12 protein-coding genes and 2 pseudogenes are annotated in these 16,092 nt (G+C 38.5%); 8 read left to right on the top strand and 6 right to left on the bottom strand.

Annotated features, from left to right (window positions below; genetic code table 11):
- Window positions 1-3: 3 nt before the first annotated feature.
- From ADICYQ_RS12640 to ADICYQ_RS12625, 4 genes are all read right to left on the bottom strand, one after another.
- Window positions 4-2,439 carry a T9SS type B sorting domain-containing protein gene (locus ADICYQ_RS12640; RefSeq protein WP_020888810.1) on the bottom strand — a complete coding sequence of 812 codons (2,436 nt, stop codon included), beginning with the start codon at window positions 2,437-2,439 and terminating at the stop codon, window positions 4-6.
- Window positions 2,440-2,542: 103 nt separating this feature from the next.
- Window positions 2,543-3,511, bottom strand: coding sequence for a hypothetical protein (locus tag ADICYQ_RS12635; protein ID WP_040416069.1), 969 nt, complete (start codon window positions 3,509-3,511; stop codon window positions 2,543-2,545).
- Complete coding sequence (locus ADICYQ_RS12630) at window positions 3,508-4,356, bottom strand: hypothetical protein (RefSeq protein WP_040416066.1); 849 nt, start codon at window positions 4,354-4,356, stop codon at window positions 3,508-3,510. The genes ADICYQ_RS12635 and ADICYQ_RS12630 overlap by 4 nt, the downstream gene beginning before the upstream one ends.
- 478 nt (window positions 4,357-4,834) lie before the next feature.
- Window positions 4,835-5,329 (bottom strand): DUF6508 domain-containing protein, encoded by a 495-nt coding sequence (locus tag ADICYQ_RS12625; protein ID WP_020888805.1) that lies wholly within the window; start codon window positions 5,327-5,329, stop codon window positions 4,835-4,837.
- Window positions 5,330-5,615: 286 nt separating this feature from the next.
- On the opposite strand from ADICYQ_RS12625, the gene ffh reads away from it, so the two are divergent.
- The gene (ffh, locus tag ADICYQ_RS12620; RefSeq protein WP_040416064.1) at window positions 5,616-6,953 is read left to right on the top strand and encodes a signal recognition particle protein; all 1,338 of its coding nucleotides are present in this window, start codon (window positions 5,616-5,618) and stop codon (window positions 6,951-6,953) included.
- Window positions 6,954-7,363: 410 nt separating this feature from the next.
- Here ffh and ADICYQ_RS12615 read toward each other — a convergent pair whose 3' ends face one another.
- Complete coding sequence (locus tag ADICYQ_RS12615; protein WP_020888803.1) at window positions 7,364-8,347, bottom strand: pyruvate dehydrogenase complex E1 component subunit beta; 984 nt, start codon at window positions 8,345-8,347, stop codon at window positions 7,364-7,366.
- A gap of 426 nt (window positions 8,348-8,773) precedes the next feature.
- Between ADICYQ_RS12615 and ADICYQ_RS12610 the strand changes: the two genes are divergently transcribed.
- The 4 genes and pseudogenes from ADICYQ_RS12610 (at window position 8,774) to ADICYQ_RS12595 (ending at window position 12,480) form a co-directional block, all read left to right on the top strand.
- Entirely contained in the window at window positions 8,774-9,274 is a 501-nt protein-coding gene (locus tag ADICYQ_RS12610) for a metallophosphoesterase family protein (RefSeq protein WP_020888802.1), read from the top strand.
- A gap of 349 nt (window positions 9,275-9,623) precedes the next feature.
- Window positions 9,624-10,993, top strand: a pseudogene (gene hisS, locus ADICYQ_RS12605) (histidine--tRNA ligase).
- Between the two features lie 144 nt (window positions 10,994-11,137).
- Window positions 11,138-11,470 carry a YbaB/EbfC family nucleoid-associated protein gene (locus ADICYQ_RS12600; protein WP_020888799.1) on the top strand — a complete coding sequence of 111 codons (333 nt, stop codon included), beginning with the start codon at window positions 11,138-11,140 and terminating at the stop codon, window positions 11,468-11,470.
- A complete protein-coding gene (locus ADICYQ_RS12595; RefSeq protein WP_020888798.1) occupies window positions 11,470-12,480 on the top strand; it encodes a glycosyltransferase family 2 protein in 1,011 nt (336 codons plus the stop codon). The genes ADICYQ_RS12600 and ADICYQ_RS12595 overlap by 1 nt, the downstream gene beginning before the upstream one ends.
- On the opposite strand, the pseudogene ADICYQ_RS28600 reads toward ADICYQ_RS12595, so the two are convergent.
- Window positions 12,477-12,696 (bottom strand): annotated as a pseudogene (locus ADICYQ_RS28600) (PspC family transcriptional regulator). The gene ADICYQ_RS12595 and the pseudogene ADICYQ_RS28600 overlap by 4 nt on opposite strands.
- Window positions 12,697-12,775: 79 nt before the next feature.
- Between ADICYQ_RS28600 and ADICYQ_RS26050 the strand changes: the two are divergent.
- The 3 genes from ADICYQ_RS26050 (at window position 12,776) to ADICYQ_RS12580 (ending at window position 15,762) form a co-directional block, all read left to right on the top strand.
- Complete coding sequence (locus tag ADICYQ_RS26050) at window positions 12,776-14,305, top strand: TPR end-of-group domain-containing protein (RefSeq protein ID WP_146948292.1); 1,530 nt, start codon at window positions 12,776-12,778, stop codon at window positions 14,303-14,305.
- Window positions 14,306-14,321: 16 nt separating this feature from the next.
- On the top strand, window positions 14,322-15,176 hold the full coding sequence (locus ADICYQ_RS12585) for an ROK family protein (protein ID WP_020888796.1): 855 nt from the start codon (window positions 14,322-14,324) through the stop codon (window positions 15,174-15,176).
- 73 nt (window positions 15,177-15,249) lie between these two features.
- Window positions 15,250-15,762, top strand: a complete 513-nt coding sequence (locus ADICYQ_RS12580; RefSeq protein ID WP_020888795.1) for a cupin domain-containing protein — start codon at window positions 15,250-15,252, stop codon at window positions 15,760-15,762.
- The last annotated feature ends 330 nt before the right edge of the window (window positions 15,763-16,092 follow it).

Here is a 16,092-nt window from a genome sequence, read left to right as displayed (position 1 = left end):
TAATCACCTGAATCCAGCCTTTGTATTTTTTTCTTTCTTATCAAAATCTACACCTATTACCTGATAATAATAAGTTCCAGCCAATAAACCTTCGGCAGACCATTCGTTCTGGTAATCTTTGGATCCATATACGATGTCCCCCCATCGATTAAATAATATCAATTCCAAGCGTTCAAATCTATGTGATGCCCTGATGATAAGGGTTTCGTTTTTCCCATCGCCATCCGGCTTGATGACATTTGGAATAAATAGTGGTAAGATGGTTTTTACCTCAATGGAAGTATTGTTTTCAGGTTGTACATCCTTTCCATCTGCACTTACTTCAGCCCTGTTACTGATTCTCCCATCCTCAACGGCAATTACTGTTAAGGTGATTTGAAGTGTCGCTCCTACTGCGAATTGTGGTATTTCCCAAATTAATGATTCTCCTTCTTGTGAGAATATTGGGGAGGAAAATAGCCCGGTTGAAGTTAGGGAAGCATTGACATATTTTAATTGTGGAGGTAGGAAATCTACTATTTTGATATTGTCCGCTGGATCTGGACCATTGTTACTTACGACTATTTGATAGTCAAACGAACCCCCATCGTTAACCGAAGTGCTAGAGGAAGATTTTTGAATGCTCATGTCGATCATTTTTGGCCTTACCTGCAATTCATCACTGCTTATCGTTTGGTTATAATTCTCAACATTTATGTTTATTTCGTTGGTGAAGTTTCCGTCTTTAGTTGGCATTATTGTTAAAGTTAACGCCATAGATTCTTCAGAAGCAAGGGTCGCTATTTCCCAAGTATTGGAAGGGCTTAATTCAGGGCTTGCTGACAAAACCATCAATTCTTCCGGAAGAATCTCTGTTAGGACAATGTTTTCTAAAGTGAAGGCGCTAGTGTTTTTGATGGTGATCGCATAGTTCACAATTTCTCCCGGCAAAGCTTGGGTTCTGTCAATGTTTTTCACTGCTTCAAGTGAAATTCCAACTACTTCAAGGGTGATATTTGCCTCACTGCAGTTTTCCGGCACCTCTTTTTGGCAAATGTTGTATCGGATGGTATAAGTCTCAAGAGCGATGTCCTCAGGTAAAGAAAGATTGCCATTTTCATCCAATTGAAAGTCTAATTCGATGGCATTTCCCTCTTTATCTCTAATGTCTAGGATGCTAATAACAATGCTTTCAGGTAGTATGGGTTCGTTCTTAAGGCGGTCATTCAACAAGATCGATGGTAAAAGATGTGGTTCATAATTTTTTAGTGGGCCAAAGGAATCATCATTTGCCATGATAGGTGCAACCGCGACTGTAATAGTACTAGCGTTACTTACGAAATCGCCACAGACCATATCTGAAGTAGTTCTTCTAAAGCTGGTAGTTTCTAACAATGGTGATGGAGTGTAATTTTCCCCTTCTGCTCCAGTGATAAGCTCCCATTCGGAGGTACTTGTTTTTTTCTCCCAGGTATATGTGAAACTTCCTGACCCTCCTTGAGGAGTAGTACCAATGATTTCTTCAGGTGTTTCCATTTGGAATATGGTTTGTTCCCCAGAAATGGTGTTGTCCTGAACTTCTGAATAGATAAATACTTTTACGGCTAGTCTTTCATCAGAGAGACAGGTGCCATTTGACTGGGTAGCATAATAGGTCACCTCATTTATAAGGGTTGTTTCTGGAGGTAGTATAGCCTCTCCCAGCGGGGTCAAGTGCCATTGAATATTAGTGCCTTCTGCTTGCAAGTCAGCCAACGTATAGGCTCCTGGGCTACAAAACTCCTGGGTAGGATTGCCTTGAGGAGCGTCAGGAACTTCAGCTAGGTTTATGGTTACGGTCGTGCTTCTTTCTCCAGAACAAATGCCTGTAATTAGGTAGTCAAAAGTATAAGTTCCAGGCTCCAAATCAGAAGATGACCAGGTATTGTCAATTAGCCCGCCGCTATTACTTGTTTCGCTCCAGGTACCATAATTGTCATAAGGCCCATCTAAAAAATCAAATAGGTTTACAATTTCTCCTTTACAGATCTCTACTTCTTGTCCTTCACCTGGTTTAGGATTTAAACTCGAGGCATCTATGTTGAATTCGAGGGTTTTGTTGACACAAGATTCAGGGTTGTCATCACTAATCCTTACATAATAAGTCCCCGATTGGGAAACCAAACTAAATGGTGAAAATTCAAGGCGTGGACCAGTACTTAAAATAATGTCCGGGGCACCACCTTTGTACCATTCAAATTGAAGGAAGTCCAGGTTTTTAACTAACAAAGCTCCATTTTCTCCCTCGCAGAGGTTTTCGGGAATGATTTTAGGCAAGTTTTCACCTCTAACCTGGACGGAAGTATTGGTTAGGTTGCCGCAAGCATCCTCTAATTGAAGTTTGTATCTGCCGGATTCCAGCCCTTTAAATAGAGGGTCTTCACCATTGTCAATCACAAATGGTAAGCCATCTTTTTCCACGATTTTAAAGGTGATAGGGAGATAACCATCAGCATTTATAGACAGCTCATAACTGTCTCCACTGCATTTGAAGGTGTTGATGCTATTGAAGGTGCTTTTTCTTTTATTTCAAATGTTTTAGGGTTTCAAGGCAATAGGTGGTTTGTGGCCTGTTTAAAACCATGTCCTCTCCATTTTTCCAGATACGCATTGATTTAACAAGCCTCAACTTTCCGGAGTAGTTTTGATTAATATTAGAAGCACCGTTGACCATTAAAACAGCGTTTTCATTACTTAATTCGTCTGCGGGGTTATAAACTTGACCCGTTACCGGATGAGTCCAATTGCTTGTGACAGGATCAAATTTTTGGATACCGAAGAGAGGTGCCTGATTGCTATTCAGATTGTCTTCATGCTTTAAATAAAGGTTGAAAGCTCCACAGTTTTCAGTGACCTCAATTTTATTTTCAGTCACATTGACACCTTCTATGGTGACCTTGGTAAGGTGCGTGGTTTTACAACTGGTCGAAGAGGTAAATTCATATTCGCCAGCAGGTAGGTTATTCATGAAAAACCTTCTAGGGTCGATGCTAAAACTTATATTTTGACTTACATCTACGGGTACTGTGCCAGTATAGGAAGCAGGTGCCTTTGTCAATTCCACTTTGGTGAACTCGAAATCAAAACTATTCAATTGAAGTGAACCCATGTCTGGACCACAGCCTTTATAAACTGTCGCTCCTGGACCACTTAGTACATCTAGTAGCTCTTTTGAAATACTTGCTGAATTACCACAGGCATCTACTAAGGTGAAAGCATAGTTCCCTGCAGGTATTGGCATTTCAGTAGATCCGAAAAAAACATTTTCCTCATCAAAAGGGCCTGGATACCCAGAATTGTAAGTCACAGGATCGAACCCGGCTGGAAAGTCGGTGAAATTTATAGTGAATGGAGCGGTAAAATTTGAAGGCTTAATAGATAGACGTCTTTTCCCACACAATCCTGCACCCCATAACAGATCACTGGAAATGGTCAATTTTCGATCTATTTCGTTTCCTTCCAATGTGGAGGTTTGCCCACAATTATCCGTCACGGTAATGTCATAACTATAGGCTTGATCGTAAAAAAAGGAAGGTCTCCATAAATTACATTCTCTGAAGGATCACCACTTACTATCTCTTTATTAATCTCTTCAATAGCTCCCCCAGGAGTATAGATCGAATAGTTTACCTGAAGCGGGTAGGCGATAGCTGTTCCGATAGATTTTACAAGATGACCAACACTTATCTCTTCACAACTATTCAAAGCATTCTCAAACTGCTGATAACCCGGGTCAATAAAAATTTCTGCTTTCTGAATTTCAAAAGATTGTGAAAGTCTGTCACCACAATCGTCGGTAACAATAATAGTATAATTCCCCGCCTCAAGGTCTTCGAATACCGGGCTTTCTTGTGGGGCTCTTTGGGATGGCCCTAATAATTGAAAACTGGCTGGTGTTCCAGAGTGAATAACTACTTCAATTCTTCCCAGGTCGCTTTCACACAGGCTATTAGAGAGTACAGTGAAAGACAAGGGCTCAAAAACAGTATTAAGCGTTATTTCTGATGAAGTCTCTTGTGGAGCACCTTCTATGGTGTAGTTTGCAGTTACCCTATAAGATCCTTCCTCTAAACCATCAAAAACACCGTTTTGATTTGTATTTAAAAGGGTCTCTCCAGGAAGGATAAATATGTTGTAGGATAAATTCCCCGAATTGTTTACGTTTTCAAGCAAAGCAGTCAAAGCTCCATTTCCAGAACAGGAAGGATCTACCTTTTCAAGCTTCACTGAAGGGGTTGATTGCGCCGATAAACTGAACTGAAAACCAATTCCTATCAGGAACAAAAATATGGTAATCACATTCTTTTGATGTGAAAGGACTAATTTTTGGATTTTCATTAACACTGGTTTTACCTATAGATCCAAAATGATTGTAATCAATCAATTTGGGGTTCCTAATTATTCTTTAACTCGAAATATGCAATTACTGTTGTCCGGCTTGATGTAACCATTTTAAAATCAGTTACTTCATTTTTTCCTTTTGCTTCCTTATTAAATTGGTAGGTGGAAGAAGAAAAACAACTGGTTTTTCATGTCAAAGCACCAATCCTAAGAAGGCTTGGGATTGGTGGTTATAAGCCCGGGTAATTTTCTTAGAGATTTACGGAAAATAAAATGCGTTTGGATTACACCACCAACAGATTTAGCAGTGTTAAATTCATCTTATTTATAGCTTTTGCATTTCGTGGTAAACAATTTGAAATTAGTGTTAATTACCCTTGCAATTTTAAGGCCAATTAAAAAAAATAGAGGGCGTTAAGCATAAAAAATTGCGTACTATATAGATTAATATAGTACTAGTTATTTGTTAATTGAGCTAATCAACGATGTCAGTGTTTAAATAACCTGAAATACTAGATTGATCTAAAGAATGAACGATGGCTTTAAGTAGTGTAAGTACAAACCTGTCTTTTATCTTGGATTCAAGAAATGTAGGACCATAGATTGTTTGAGATCTAAGCAAGACAGTCATTACCTTACCAAGCGTAACTGTATCCAAACCTATTAGCAAAGATGGATCCTGATAATACCTTTCGGCTTCAGTTTTCCAAGATAGCCAATCGAAAAGTGGCACTAATCTTAGTTTCAATACGGCGTCTAATAACTTAACATGAATTCCATTTAAACCAATAGCATTAAGCGTTATACCGCTCAAATCATGGATTCCGAGAAATTTCTCTGTTTTATAAAACCTCAATTCCATTTCTTGAATAAGGTGAATCAATGGCAATAGTTTTCTTCCATCAAGGCTGTTACAATGGTCAGAAAAATTTCCGATAGGAATAAAAAGCGGGATCTGGTCTTTTATCATTATTTGAGTTATTTTGATGAACAAATGATAATTAAAATTGTAATTGTTTGATACTGTTTAATTTGAATTTGTAAGTAACGACATTTTTTTGATCAATAAAATACCCTGATCAGGGTATTTTTGTATACTAAATGCAACATTTTGTCTTTTTGAGAAACAGTCAAAATTCGTTATAATGACATTTGTAATTATAACGAATTTTATAAAATGTACGTATTCTTTTGCAGTTTTAGACTGACTTGCTTAAAAAAAATGGCTATTTTTGTTGATTCAAAACAAAAATGACATGTTCGATAATCTCAGTTTTAAATTAGACAGAGCCTTTAAAACCTTAAAAGGCACGGGGAAGATTACAGAAATAAATGTAGCTACCACGGTAAAAGAAATTAGGAGAGCTCTGATCGACGCTGACGTGAATTATAAGGTAGCCAAAGAGGTTACTGACAAGATTAAGGAGGAAGCCTTGGGAAGGGATGTGTTGATAGCCGTTTCCCCTGGTCAGTTACTAATTAAAATCACGCAGGAAGAGTTGACCCAATTAATGGGGGGCGCAAAGGAGGAGATTAGCTTAAAAGGAGATCCTTCAGTTATTTTGATTTCAGGGTTACAAGGTTCTGGTAAAACTACCTTCTCAGGGAAATTGGGGACCTACTTGAAAAAACAAGGTCGTCAGGTTTTATTAGTTGCTTGTGATATTTATCGCCCTGCAGCGATTGAACAGCTCAAAACACTTGGTGAACAAATCGGAATTGAAGTTTACGCAGAACCTGGCAACCAAAACGCATTAGAAATAGCTACCAATGCGGTAGAATACGCCAAAAAGACAGGTAAAAAGACCGTCATCGTAGATACTGCAGGTCGTCTTGCTGTTGATGAGGTGATGATGAATGAGATTTCAGCTTTAAAAGAAAGCCTGAAACCTTCAGAAACCTTGTTTGTGGTCGATTCAATGACCGGGCAGGATGCCGTCAATACAGCAAAAACTTTCGACGAAAGGTTGGATTTTGATGGGGTTGTACTTACCAAGCTTGATGGTGACAGTAGAGGTGGTGCTGCCATTTCAATTCGTCACGTAGTAAATAAACCTATCAAGTTTATTTCAACAGGTGAAAAGATGGAAAATCTTGACCTGTTTTATCCTGATCGTATGGCCCAAAGGATTTTGGGTATGGGTGATGTGGTTTCATTGGTAGAGAAAGCACAGCAATCATTTGATGAAGATGAAGCAAAACGCCTGAATGCGAAAATAAGGAAAAACCAATTTGATTTTGATGACTTCCTTTCTCAACTGGATCAGATTAAAAAGATGGGTAATATCAAGGACCTATTGGGGATGATTCCAGGAATGGGCAAAGCTATAAAAGGCTTGGATATTGATGATGAATCTTTTATTCCTATAGAAGCAATCATCAGAAGTATGACCCCACAGGAAAGAGGGAATCCTTCCCTTATTGACGGTAGCAGAAGGAAAAGAATTGCAAATGGTAGTGGAAGAACCATACAAGAAGTCAATAACCTTATGAAGCAGTTTTCTGATATGAGGAAAATGATGAAGCAGATGAATAAAATGGGTGGTGCTCAAAAAGCTTTGGGCGCACTTGGAGGAAATATGAAAAGACGGTGATAGTGAAAACGATATACCGGAAACCGGAATAAAAAATGGCTGCAAAATGAATGATTTTGCAGCCATTTTTTTTATATGAAGAATTGTATAAATCTGCTGTTAAACCAACAAAATAGTGCTGGATTTGACTACATTTAAAAGTAACGTTTTGAAGCTGATTTAGCTTGAGATTTTGTCATAATTGTAGCAGAATAAAAGCAACAATACCGCCATAATCATTTAACGTTCAATTATTTAAACAGGGGGCAAGCCCTTGACTAAAATTACACCCCCTTGGGCTTTTTCGGATTCACAAAATTGACAGTCAACACCTTCATAGACAGTTAAGTGAAGCTATAAAAGTTAGGTAAAATAAAAAAAGCAGTGCCATTGGCACTGCTTAAATTTTATCGTATAACTGAGTATTCTAATTACTTCTTATTATAAGTAACAGACTTCACAGCATCAATTGTCCTTTTTACATTTGGTAAAGTAACCTCAATGTACTTTGGAGAATAACTCAAAGGTATATCCATTGAATTTACCCTAATTACTGGTGCATCAAGATAATCAAAAGCTTGTTTTTGAATATTGTAAGCAATATCAGCAGATAAGGCTGCAACTGGATTGGCTTCCTCAACGATCACACATCTATTGGTCTTCTTAACCGATGCGATGATAGTAGGGTAGTCAATTGGTTTTACCGTTCTCAGGTCAATTACCTCTGCATGAATGTTGTCTTTGGCCAATTCATCGGCAGCTTCATAAGCTACTTTCATCATTTTGCCAAAAGAGACTATGGTTACATCATCTCCTTTTCTTTTGATTTCTGCAATGCCTAAAGGAAGTAAGTATTCACCCTCAGGTACCTCTCCTTTATCGCTATACATCACTTCTGACTCCATGAAAATAACAGGATTGTTATCTCTAATAGAAGCCTTTAGCAAACCTTTGGCATCATATGGATTTGACGGTATCACTACCTTTAAACCAGGAGTGTTGGCAAACCAGTTTTCAAAATTTGAAGAGTGAGTGGCTCCCAATTGTCCTGCATTCCCTGTTGGTCCCCTAAAAACGATGGGAACACTGTATTGGCCTCCGGACATGGCCAGCATTTTAGCTGCTGAATTCACCAATTGATCCATTGCTACCAATGAGAAGTTAAATGTCATAAACTCTATTATGGGCCTCAGACCATTCATAGCAGCACCTACACCAAGACCTGAAAATCCAAGTTCCGAAATAGGAGTGTCATATACCCGATCCGGTCCAAACTCATCCAGCATTCCCTGGCTAGCTTTGTACGCACCGTTGTATTCAGCAACTTCTTCTCCCATAAGAAACACATTTTTATCGCGTCTCATTTCTTCGGTCATAGCATCCCGAATGGCATCTCTGAATTGTATTTCTTTCATTTATATACAAAATTTTCTATCCTCGTAAAAATAGAAAGGAATCTTTCAATTACCAAGTTTGCCATCTTTTTAAGGTCGTTTTCTTGCGATTTTAAATTTCAATTCGAAAATTTAAGTGTTAAAATGGGAGCATGTGCCGCGTTGAAAGTTGTTCTAGCGCTTTTTACCTGAAGCCAAAGTTTCAAATCCAAAGATAGTGGTAGCTATTTAGAATTCCGCTGAAACCGCTTCATAATCAGCCGTTTTCTTATGTGTGTGGTTTGCCTAAACCCAATTAATGTTGATCTAGTTTTTCCTGAAACGGTAATTAATCATTGGATCAAAAGCTCAAATTTCTATTAAATCCAATACCTTAGGTGGCTATTCTTGTTTTTCAAGGACAATTGAATTTGTTTTGTTGCTGAAACAGATCAAACATTTATTTTTATGGTGAAAGTAGCCCTCATAAGTGATACACATAGTAGTCTTCCTGAAAATGCAATCAAGACTTTAGAGCAGGTTGACGAAATATGGCATGCGGGAGATGTAGGAGACCCTGAGGTACTGGAGTTGTTACCAAAGAAGCCTTTGCTTAGGGTTGTTTATGGTAATATTGATGACCATAACCTGCAAAGAGAAATTCCCGAAGAGCTTGTCTTTGAAAGTGGGGGCGTGAAAGTATTTATGATACATATCGGTGGTACACCACCAAGGTATGCGAAAGGAGTGAAAGCTAAAATAAAATCACATCAACCAAACCTATTTGTCTGTGGGCATTCACATATTTGCAAAGTGATGCTTGACAAAGAGTTGAACGTCTTGTATATGAATCCTGGCGCTGTTGGAAATCATGGTTTTCATCAAATTAAAACCATGTTGACTTTTGATTTGGATAAAACCATCAAAAATCTAAAAGTTATAGAGCTAGGAAAAAGAGGGAGGATATAAAAAAACCCGATTAAAATCGGGTTCCTTTATTATTTATTTACTTGAAGTAAATCCTTTTTTAATTTCTTCAACATCTACATTTTTTGAGGACAGGCTGAGCACTCAATAATTTGATAGTTTGTACCCTGGCATTCTGTGCCTGTCTTTTTCTTCTTAATTTTCTTTTTAAAGTAGTAACAGCCATTGTATTGTTTGTTTTATTGTTCTCGCTTGAAATGATGGGCAAAGGTAAGTAAAATATTAAATAATCACATAAAATAATTAAAGAAGTTGAATTTAGCTTTCAAATTGCCCTGGGAATATCCTCCATATACTTTTTAATTTTTAACTTTGGGCAAAATTCCAGAGAATGAGCAAACAAAAACCAGGTATACCTAAAGGAATGCGTGACTTTGGCCCAAAAGAAATGGCGCGCAGAAATTATATTTTCAATACCATTCAGGATACCTTTAAGTTATATGGGTACCAGCAGTTAGAGACCCCTACTATGGAGAATCTAAGTACTTTGACTGGCAAATACGGCGATGAGGGAGACCAACTCTTGTTTAAGGTTCTTAACAGCGGAGAGTTTCTAAAGAAAGTAGATACCGATACTTTTAACGCCGGTGAAAGTAAGGTGCTTCCAAGAATTTCAGAAAAAGGATTGCGTTATGACCTCACTGTACCCTTTGCGCGGTACGTGGTCATGAACCAAAACGAAATAACTTATCCTTTCAAACGTTTTCAAATGCAACCTGTTTGGAGAGCGGATCGCCCCCAGAAGGGGAGGTACAGAGAGTTCTACCAATGCGATGCAGACGTTGTGGGCACAGACAGCCTTATCTGTGAAACAGAAATTCTTTGTATGATTAAAAGGGTTTTCTCAGACTTTAAGCTTAATGACTTTGACATTAAGATCAACAATAGAAAAATCCTTACAGGAATTGCAGAAGTAATTGGCGCTTCTGGCAAAGAGTCTGATTTATGCGTAGCGATTGATAAATTGGATAAAATCGGTTGGGAAAAGGTAAAAATCGAATTGCAAGAAAGGGGTTTTTCTGAAGGTGCAATTGAAACCCTGTCACCCATAATCGCTCAAAATGACAATAATAACGAGGATTGGCTATTGTTCTTAAAGAAATACCTGGCGAAAAGCGAGATAGGTTTAAAAGGAATAGCTGAACTTGAAGAGGTATTTGAGAACTTGAACAAGTTGGGTGAAAACCAAAACCATGTAGTGTTTGATCCTGTTTTGGCCAGAGGCTTGTCTTATTATACAGGAGCCATATTCGAAGTGAAAGTCAATGGTGTAGGCATTGGCTCTGTTAGTGGAGGTGGAAGATATGATGACCTAACGGGAGTTTTTGGTCTTCCTGGCGTTTCAGGTGTTGGTTTTTCCTTTGGTGTCGATAGACTTTATGACGTATTGGAAGAATTAGATATGTTCCCTGATGATGAAGTTGAGCGGACCAAAATCATGTTGGCCTATTTTGGGGAAGAAGAAAGGGATGCTTGTTTGGGTATTGTAGCTGCTTTAAGAAGAGAAGGGATAGCTGCTGAAATTTATCCTGACTTGGTAAAAATTAAAAACAATTCAACTATGCCGGCAAAAAGGGAATCCCTTTTGTAGGGGTTCTAGGATCGGACGAGTTGAAAAACAAAACCATTAGTCTGAAAGACATGACAAGTGGAGAACAAGAAAGTCTGACACTGGAAAAGCTTATTGAAAAGATAAAGTGACCGTTAGAATAAAGGTATCGATAAAATGAGTCAAATGTGATGTGTTGGTTTGATAATTGTGCTAGCTCTTTACTGATGATTGGTGCTTTGATTTCCAATTCCATGACTAAGTTAAATTAATGAAAACAAATAACAGCGAAGGATATGTTTGACATGATGAATATAATGAACAAGGTGAAGGACGCTCAAGCCAAAATCAAAGCCACTCAAGCTGAACTGGTGCATTTACGTGCAGAAGGAGAAGTTGGAGCCGGTATGGTAAAGGTAGTTGTGAACGGAGAGCGTAGGGTGTTGGATATTGAAATTGATCCTAGTCTTATCAATGAAAAAGACAAGGATATGATGAAGGACCTTATAGTGGGTGCTACAAATAAGGCCCTTGAAAACATAGATGTCAAGATCAAAGAAAAAATGGGTAGTGCTACTGCCGGAATGATGCCCAATATTCCAGGTATGGATTTTGGAAATATGGTTTAATGAAAGAGGCTGCTATTGTTATTTTAAATTACAATGGGGAAGCCATGCTTCGGCAATACTTGCCCCAAGTGACCAACAATAGCCTATTCGATATTGTAATCGTGGACAATGGGAGCAATGATGCTTCCCTATCCTTTCTTAGAGCTAATTTCCCTGATATCAGGTTGGTTTTACTTAGTGAAAATCATGGTTACAGTAAAGGGTATAATCTTGGTTTAGAAGAGTTGAAAGGTGAGTATTCTTATTACTTACTGCTTAACTCTGATGTGGAAGTCACCGCCAATTGGGACCGGACTTTGGTTGCCTTTCTGTCTGATAAGCCAGAAGTAGCGGCTTGTCAACCCAAGGTTCTTTCTCTTGTCAAAAAAGGGTATTTTGACTACGCTGGAGCTGGGGGAGGCTTTTTGGATCATTTGGGATATCCCTTTTGCAGGGGAAGAGTGCTTCACGTATTGGAGGAAGACCATAACCAATACAACGATTCTATTGATTTGGATTGGGCTTCAGGCGCTTGTTTTTGTGTAAACGCATCAATCTTTCACCAGTTAGGTGGATTTAACCCTTATTATTTTTCACACATGGAGGAAATAGACCTTTGTTGGCGAATGAGGAACGAAGGATATAAAATTCAATATTGTGGAGAATCAAGTGTCTACCATTTAGGTGGTGGTACCTTGAACCAGGTCAACCCCTTTAAAACATACCTCAATTTCAGAAATAGTCTTTACATGCTGAAAAGCAATCTGGAATTTAATAGTTTTATTAAAGTCTTCTGTGTGAGGTTGGTAATGGATTTTGGAGCAATGATGCATTTGTTGTTTACCAAGGGCTTTTCGCACAGTTGGGCTGTAGTTAGCGCCTATGCAGACTTCCTTTCTAAGAGAGAGGCATTGCGTTATCGTAAGTTTAAAAAAGTAAAAGGTTTTAAATCAGCCAAAACGAGTCCAATTTATTCCATAATACTGTCTTATTATTTGAAAGGAAAGAAAAAATATTCCGAGTTAAATTAATCGAATAATACTGGGTTATTCTTCCGTCTCAAATAAGTCCTTATTTTCATAAGCATCCCAAGACTTACATAAACAATGATGGGGGAGCCCAATGTGATAAATGAACTGTATATAAAAAACAATCGAATGCTATCAATAGGGAAATGAAGTTTTTTCCCCTAATTTTGAGCAAACACCGAAAGCTCTTTCTTGGAAGAATAATTTTATATTTTCCATCGTTACGACAATTTTTAATGTTCTAAAATTCAAACATACAACAACTTATTGATAATAAATTGGTTAACCTATGAATGTGGTGAAAAAAATTATTGCTTTTTTTGTTCTAAGTACTACTATAGCAAGCTATTCATGTAACGTAGTACAAGTTAAAAAAAAAGCGGATAACCAAAAAATTTATTTGGAACCAAATGCACTCGAGCGACTTGGGGACTCAGTAAGGTTTAGTTTGATTGTTGCTTTGCCTAATGCAATGCTTTTGAAGAATGAGACGTACGTTTTGTCTCCCTATTTTAAATATGGTAATGAGACGTATACTTTTGATAAAAAGATGCAGGTTAAAGGAGATACGTTGGATGTTTATTCGGGAGTAAAACTGAAAGAAAGTTTCACTATGCCATTTGTAGCCGGCATGGAAAAAGGTTCCTTGGTTGCTCGAGGAGCGATCTTGAACAATCAATCTGTTTCTCAGCAGGAAACGGATGAAGTGCTAATTTCCCAGGGTATCATTACAACTGCTTCCCTTTCTCAAATTGGGCAATACAGGGGGCAGGAGCAATATCCGGTATTAGGCTTATGGGCAGAACCAAGCGAGCCAGAAACCCTGGGGATGCTTTATGAGAATAGTTGGGAGGATTTGGCGAAAATATTCACTGCTTACAGTGGCATTCCCTTTACTGCAAAAGCACCATTTTTAGCCATAATTGAGGGGCCTGGGGACGGGACCTATAAAAAGAATAAAATGAAAGCGCTTGCTCATTATGCGCAAGTGGATCGAGATGTTTTAAAACGTTTCGAGCGCACAAATGCCCAATCTATGGGGGGATTTGATGAGGTGTCTAATCTTCAGCTTTCTATATTGGCAAGAAGTATTCGCTCAGGTACCGTTCCTGCAGATACTTTATCTGAGAAAGATTATATACGAGCATTAAATATGGAGCCTGGCTGGTCCGAAAAAGAGGAGCTTTTGAGGGCAATGGTAGAAGTCTATCCCAGTGCTTATTCCTACAATAACCTAGGGGTAGTTTTCACCAACAGAGCCAATAGAACTCAGAATAATAAAGATAGAAACCAGTTGCTGGAAAATGCCCTCTTCGCTTTTAATAGGTCTAATGGGGTTTTTGAAAATCCGTATGCAGCACATAATTTAGGGATTGTTTTTTGGTTGTGGGAGGATAAATTTAGTGCCTACACTAGCTTTTATAGAGCAAATTCCCTTACCAACTCGGATGAACTTATAAAGATTCACCAAGCGGCTTTGGGTGCTGTGTCGATATTCAATGGGGATTATCGATTAGCGGTAATCCATTTAAATAAAGCAGCACAAAATCCAACGAACCTCTTTAATCAGGGGCTGGCCAATGTTTTGTCAGGTGATCATTACAATGCGACAATTCAATTCGAAGAAAGTGCCATACAAAATATGGGGAATGGCTTTCCTTTTTATGGTTTGGCGCTTATAGCGGCAAGAAATGGAGAAGAAGGGAAGCTTTATGAAAACCTCAAAAAAGCGATTACAAGAAATGACTTCTTAAGAGAAAGAGCGGTCAATGATTTTGAATTTGCAGCATTTCATAAAAAAGAAGGCTTCAAAGAAGTCATTAGATAAAAGAAATAAGATTAAAATGAAACAGATTGTTGGTGTAGACATCGGAGGATCCCATATTAGTGCAGGGCTTCTGGACAACCAAAGCCTAAGTATTCTTGATGAAAAGGTTTCAAGGTTTCCTGTAGATTCTCATGGTTCGAAGGAGGAGATTCTGAATGCCTGGACGGAATGTATTTTATCTTTGGGAGTTACTGAAGATACCTGCTTGGGGATTGCCATGCCAGCTCCGTTTAACTATGAGGAAGGCATTTCCTTGATTCTTGACCAAGGCAAATACCGTTCTCTTTATGAACTCAATCTTAAGGAAGAACTTTCGCCTCTTCTCAATCTACCAGTCGGTAATATTAAATTCATCAATGATGCCGCTGCTTTTTTACAAGGGGAGGCTTTTGTAGCAGGCTGGCCTAAGACCGAAAGGTTGATGGGCGTTACTTTAGGTACTGGCTTGGGAGGGTCTTATAAATTTGGAGAAATGGCAGAAGATGGAGCCTTTTGGTCGGTTCCTTTTAAAGGCGGCATTGCAGAAGATTTGATCAGCACCTCTTTTTTCGTGAAATGGGCCAAAGCAAAACATGGCCTTGAGGTAGATGGTTTGAAAACATTACTTTCCTATCCCGATTTGAGACCAGCAACTTTGAACGTATTGAAGGAGTTTGGCCAAAACCTGGCTGAGCTAATGCTGATGCAAATGGAAGGAAAGGCCATTGATAAAGTTGTAATAGGTGGCAATATGGTGAAAGCGGCTGATTTGTTTTTGCCGGAAGTAAAGAGGGTGTTGCTTGCCCATTCATCAAACCCGGAAATTTTTATAAGCAAGTTGGGTGAAAAGGCTGCGATGATAGGTGCGGCAAGTTTATTTGAAGGAAACTGAAAAATTATTTATTATCTTTTGGGAGTTTTTAGAATAAGGAAGTTTTAATACTTTGTTTAATTTATAGAATAGAATGAAAATAGAGAAAGAATTATCCAAGACAGCTATTTTTAAAACGGTTGATGAGTGGTTGGCCGCCAGCGGATTGCAAATTGTAAATAAGGATGAAAGCCGACCATGGGGAGGTTTTTTCGTTATCAATGAAGATCAAATAAGTGAATTTCGGGAAAAGTTTTTCCCCGAAGTCGACTTGTCTCCGGAGCAGTTAAAAAATAAATTGAGCCCTAAAATATTATTGGTTGGCCCAGACAAAAGATTGTCATGGCAATACCACCACAGGAGGGCTGAAATTTGGAAATTGGTAGCAGGTGAAGGTGGGCTAATCACCAGCGAGGATGATACTGAAGGCGAATTGAAAGAGATGAAGATAGGAGAGGTTCAAAGGTTGAAACAAGGGGAGCGACATCGCCTCGTTGGAATGGGTAATTGGGGAGTAGTTGCGGAAATATGGATGCACACCGATCCTACCAAGCCTTCAGATGAAGAAGATATTGTCCGTGTTCAGGACGACTTCTCAAGAAAATAGAACAAATAGTATTGTCATTTAATTAAAAAAAGCCCCGAGACAATGTTAAGGGTGTTATTAGGGCTGTGACCATGCTTCTCATGATTTTTTAAATGACTTGTGGGCCCTAACAGCGGTCCCTAAATGGCTTTTACATATGCCGGCAAACATAGATGGGCTGGGATTATCCGATGTGATTTTCCCAGCCTTTTTATTTATACTAGCCTTATTTTCATTGTGCTGTCTTGATATTTAGTGGAATAATACGGCCTGAATTTCTGAGATTTGGCTGGATAGAAATTGATAAGTCATTAATTTATGCTATAATTATTGTTCAAATTACTGGCTGGA

Source organism: Cyclobacterium qasimii M12-11B, from assembly GCF_000427295.1.
GTDB lineage: Bacteria > Bacteroidota > Bacteroidia > Cytophagales > Cyclobacteriaceae > Cyclobacterium > Cyclobacterium qasimii.
This window is presented reverse-complemented; position numbering and strand designations above follow the sequence as displayed.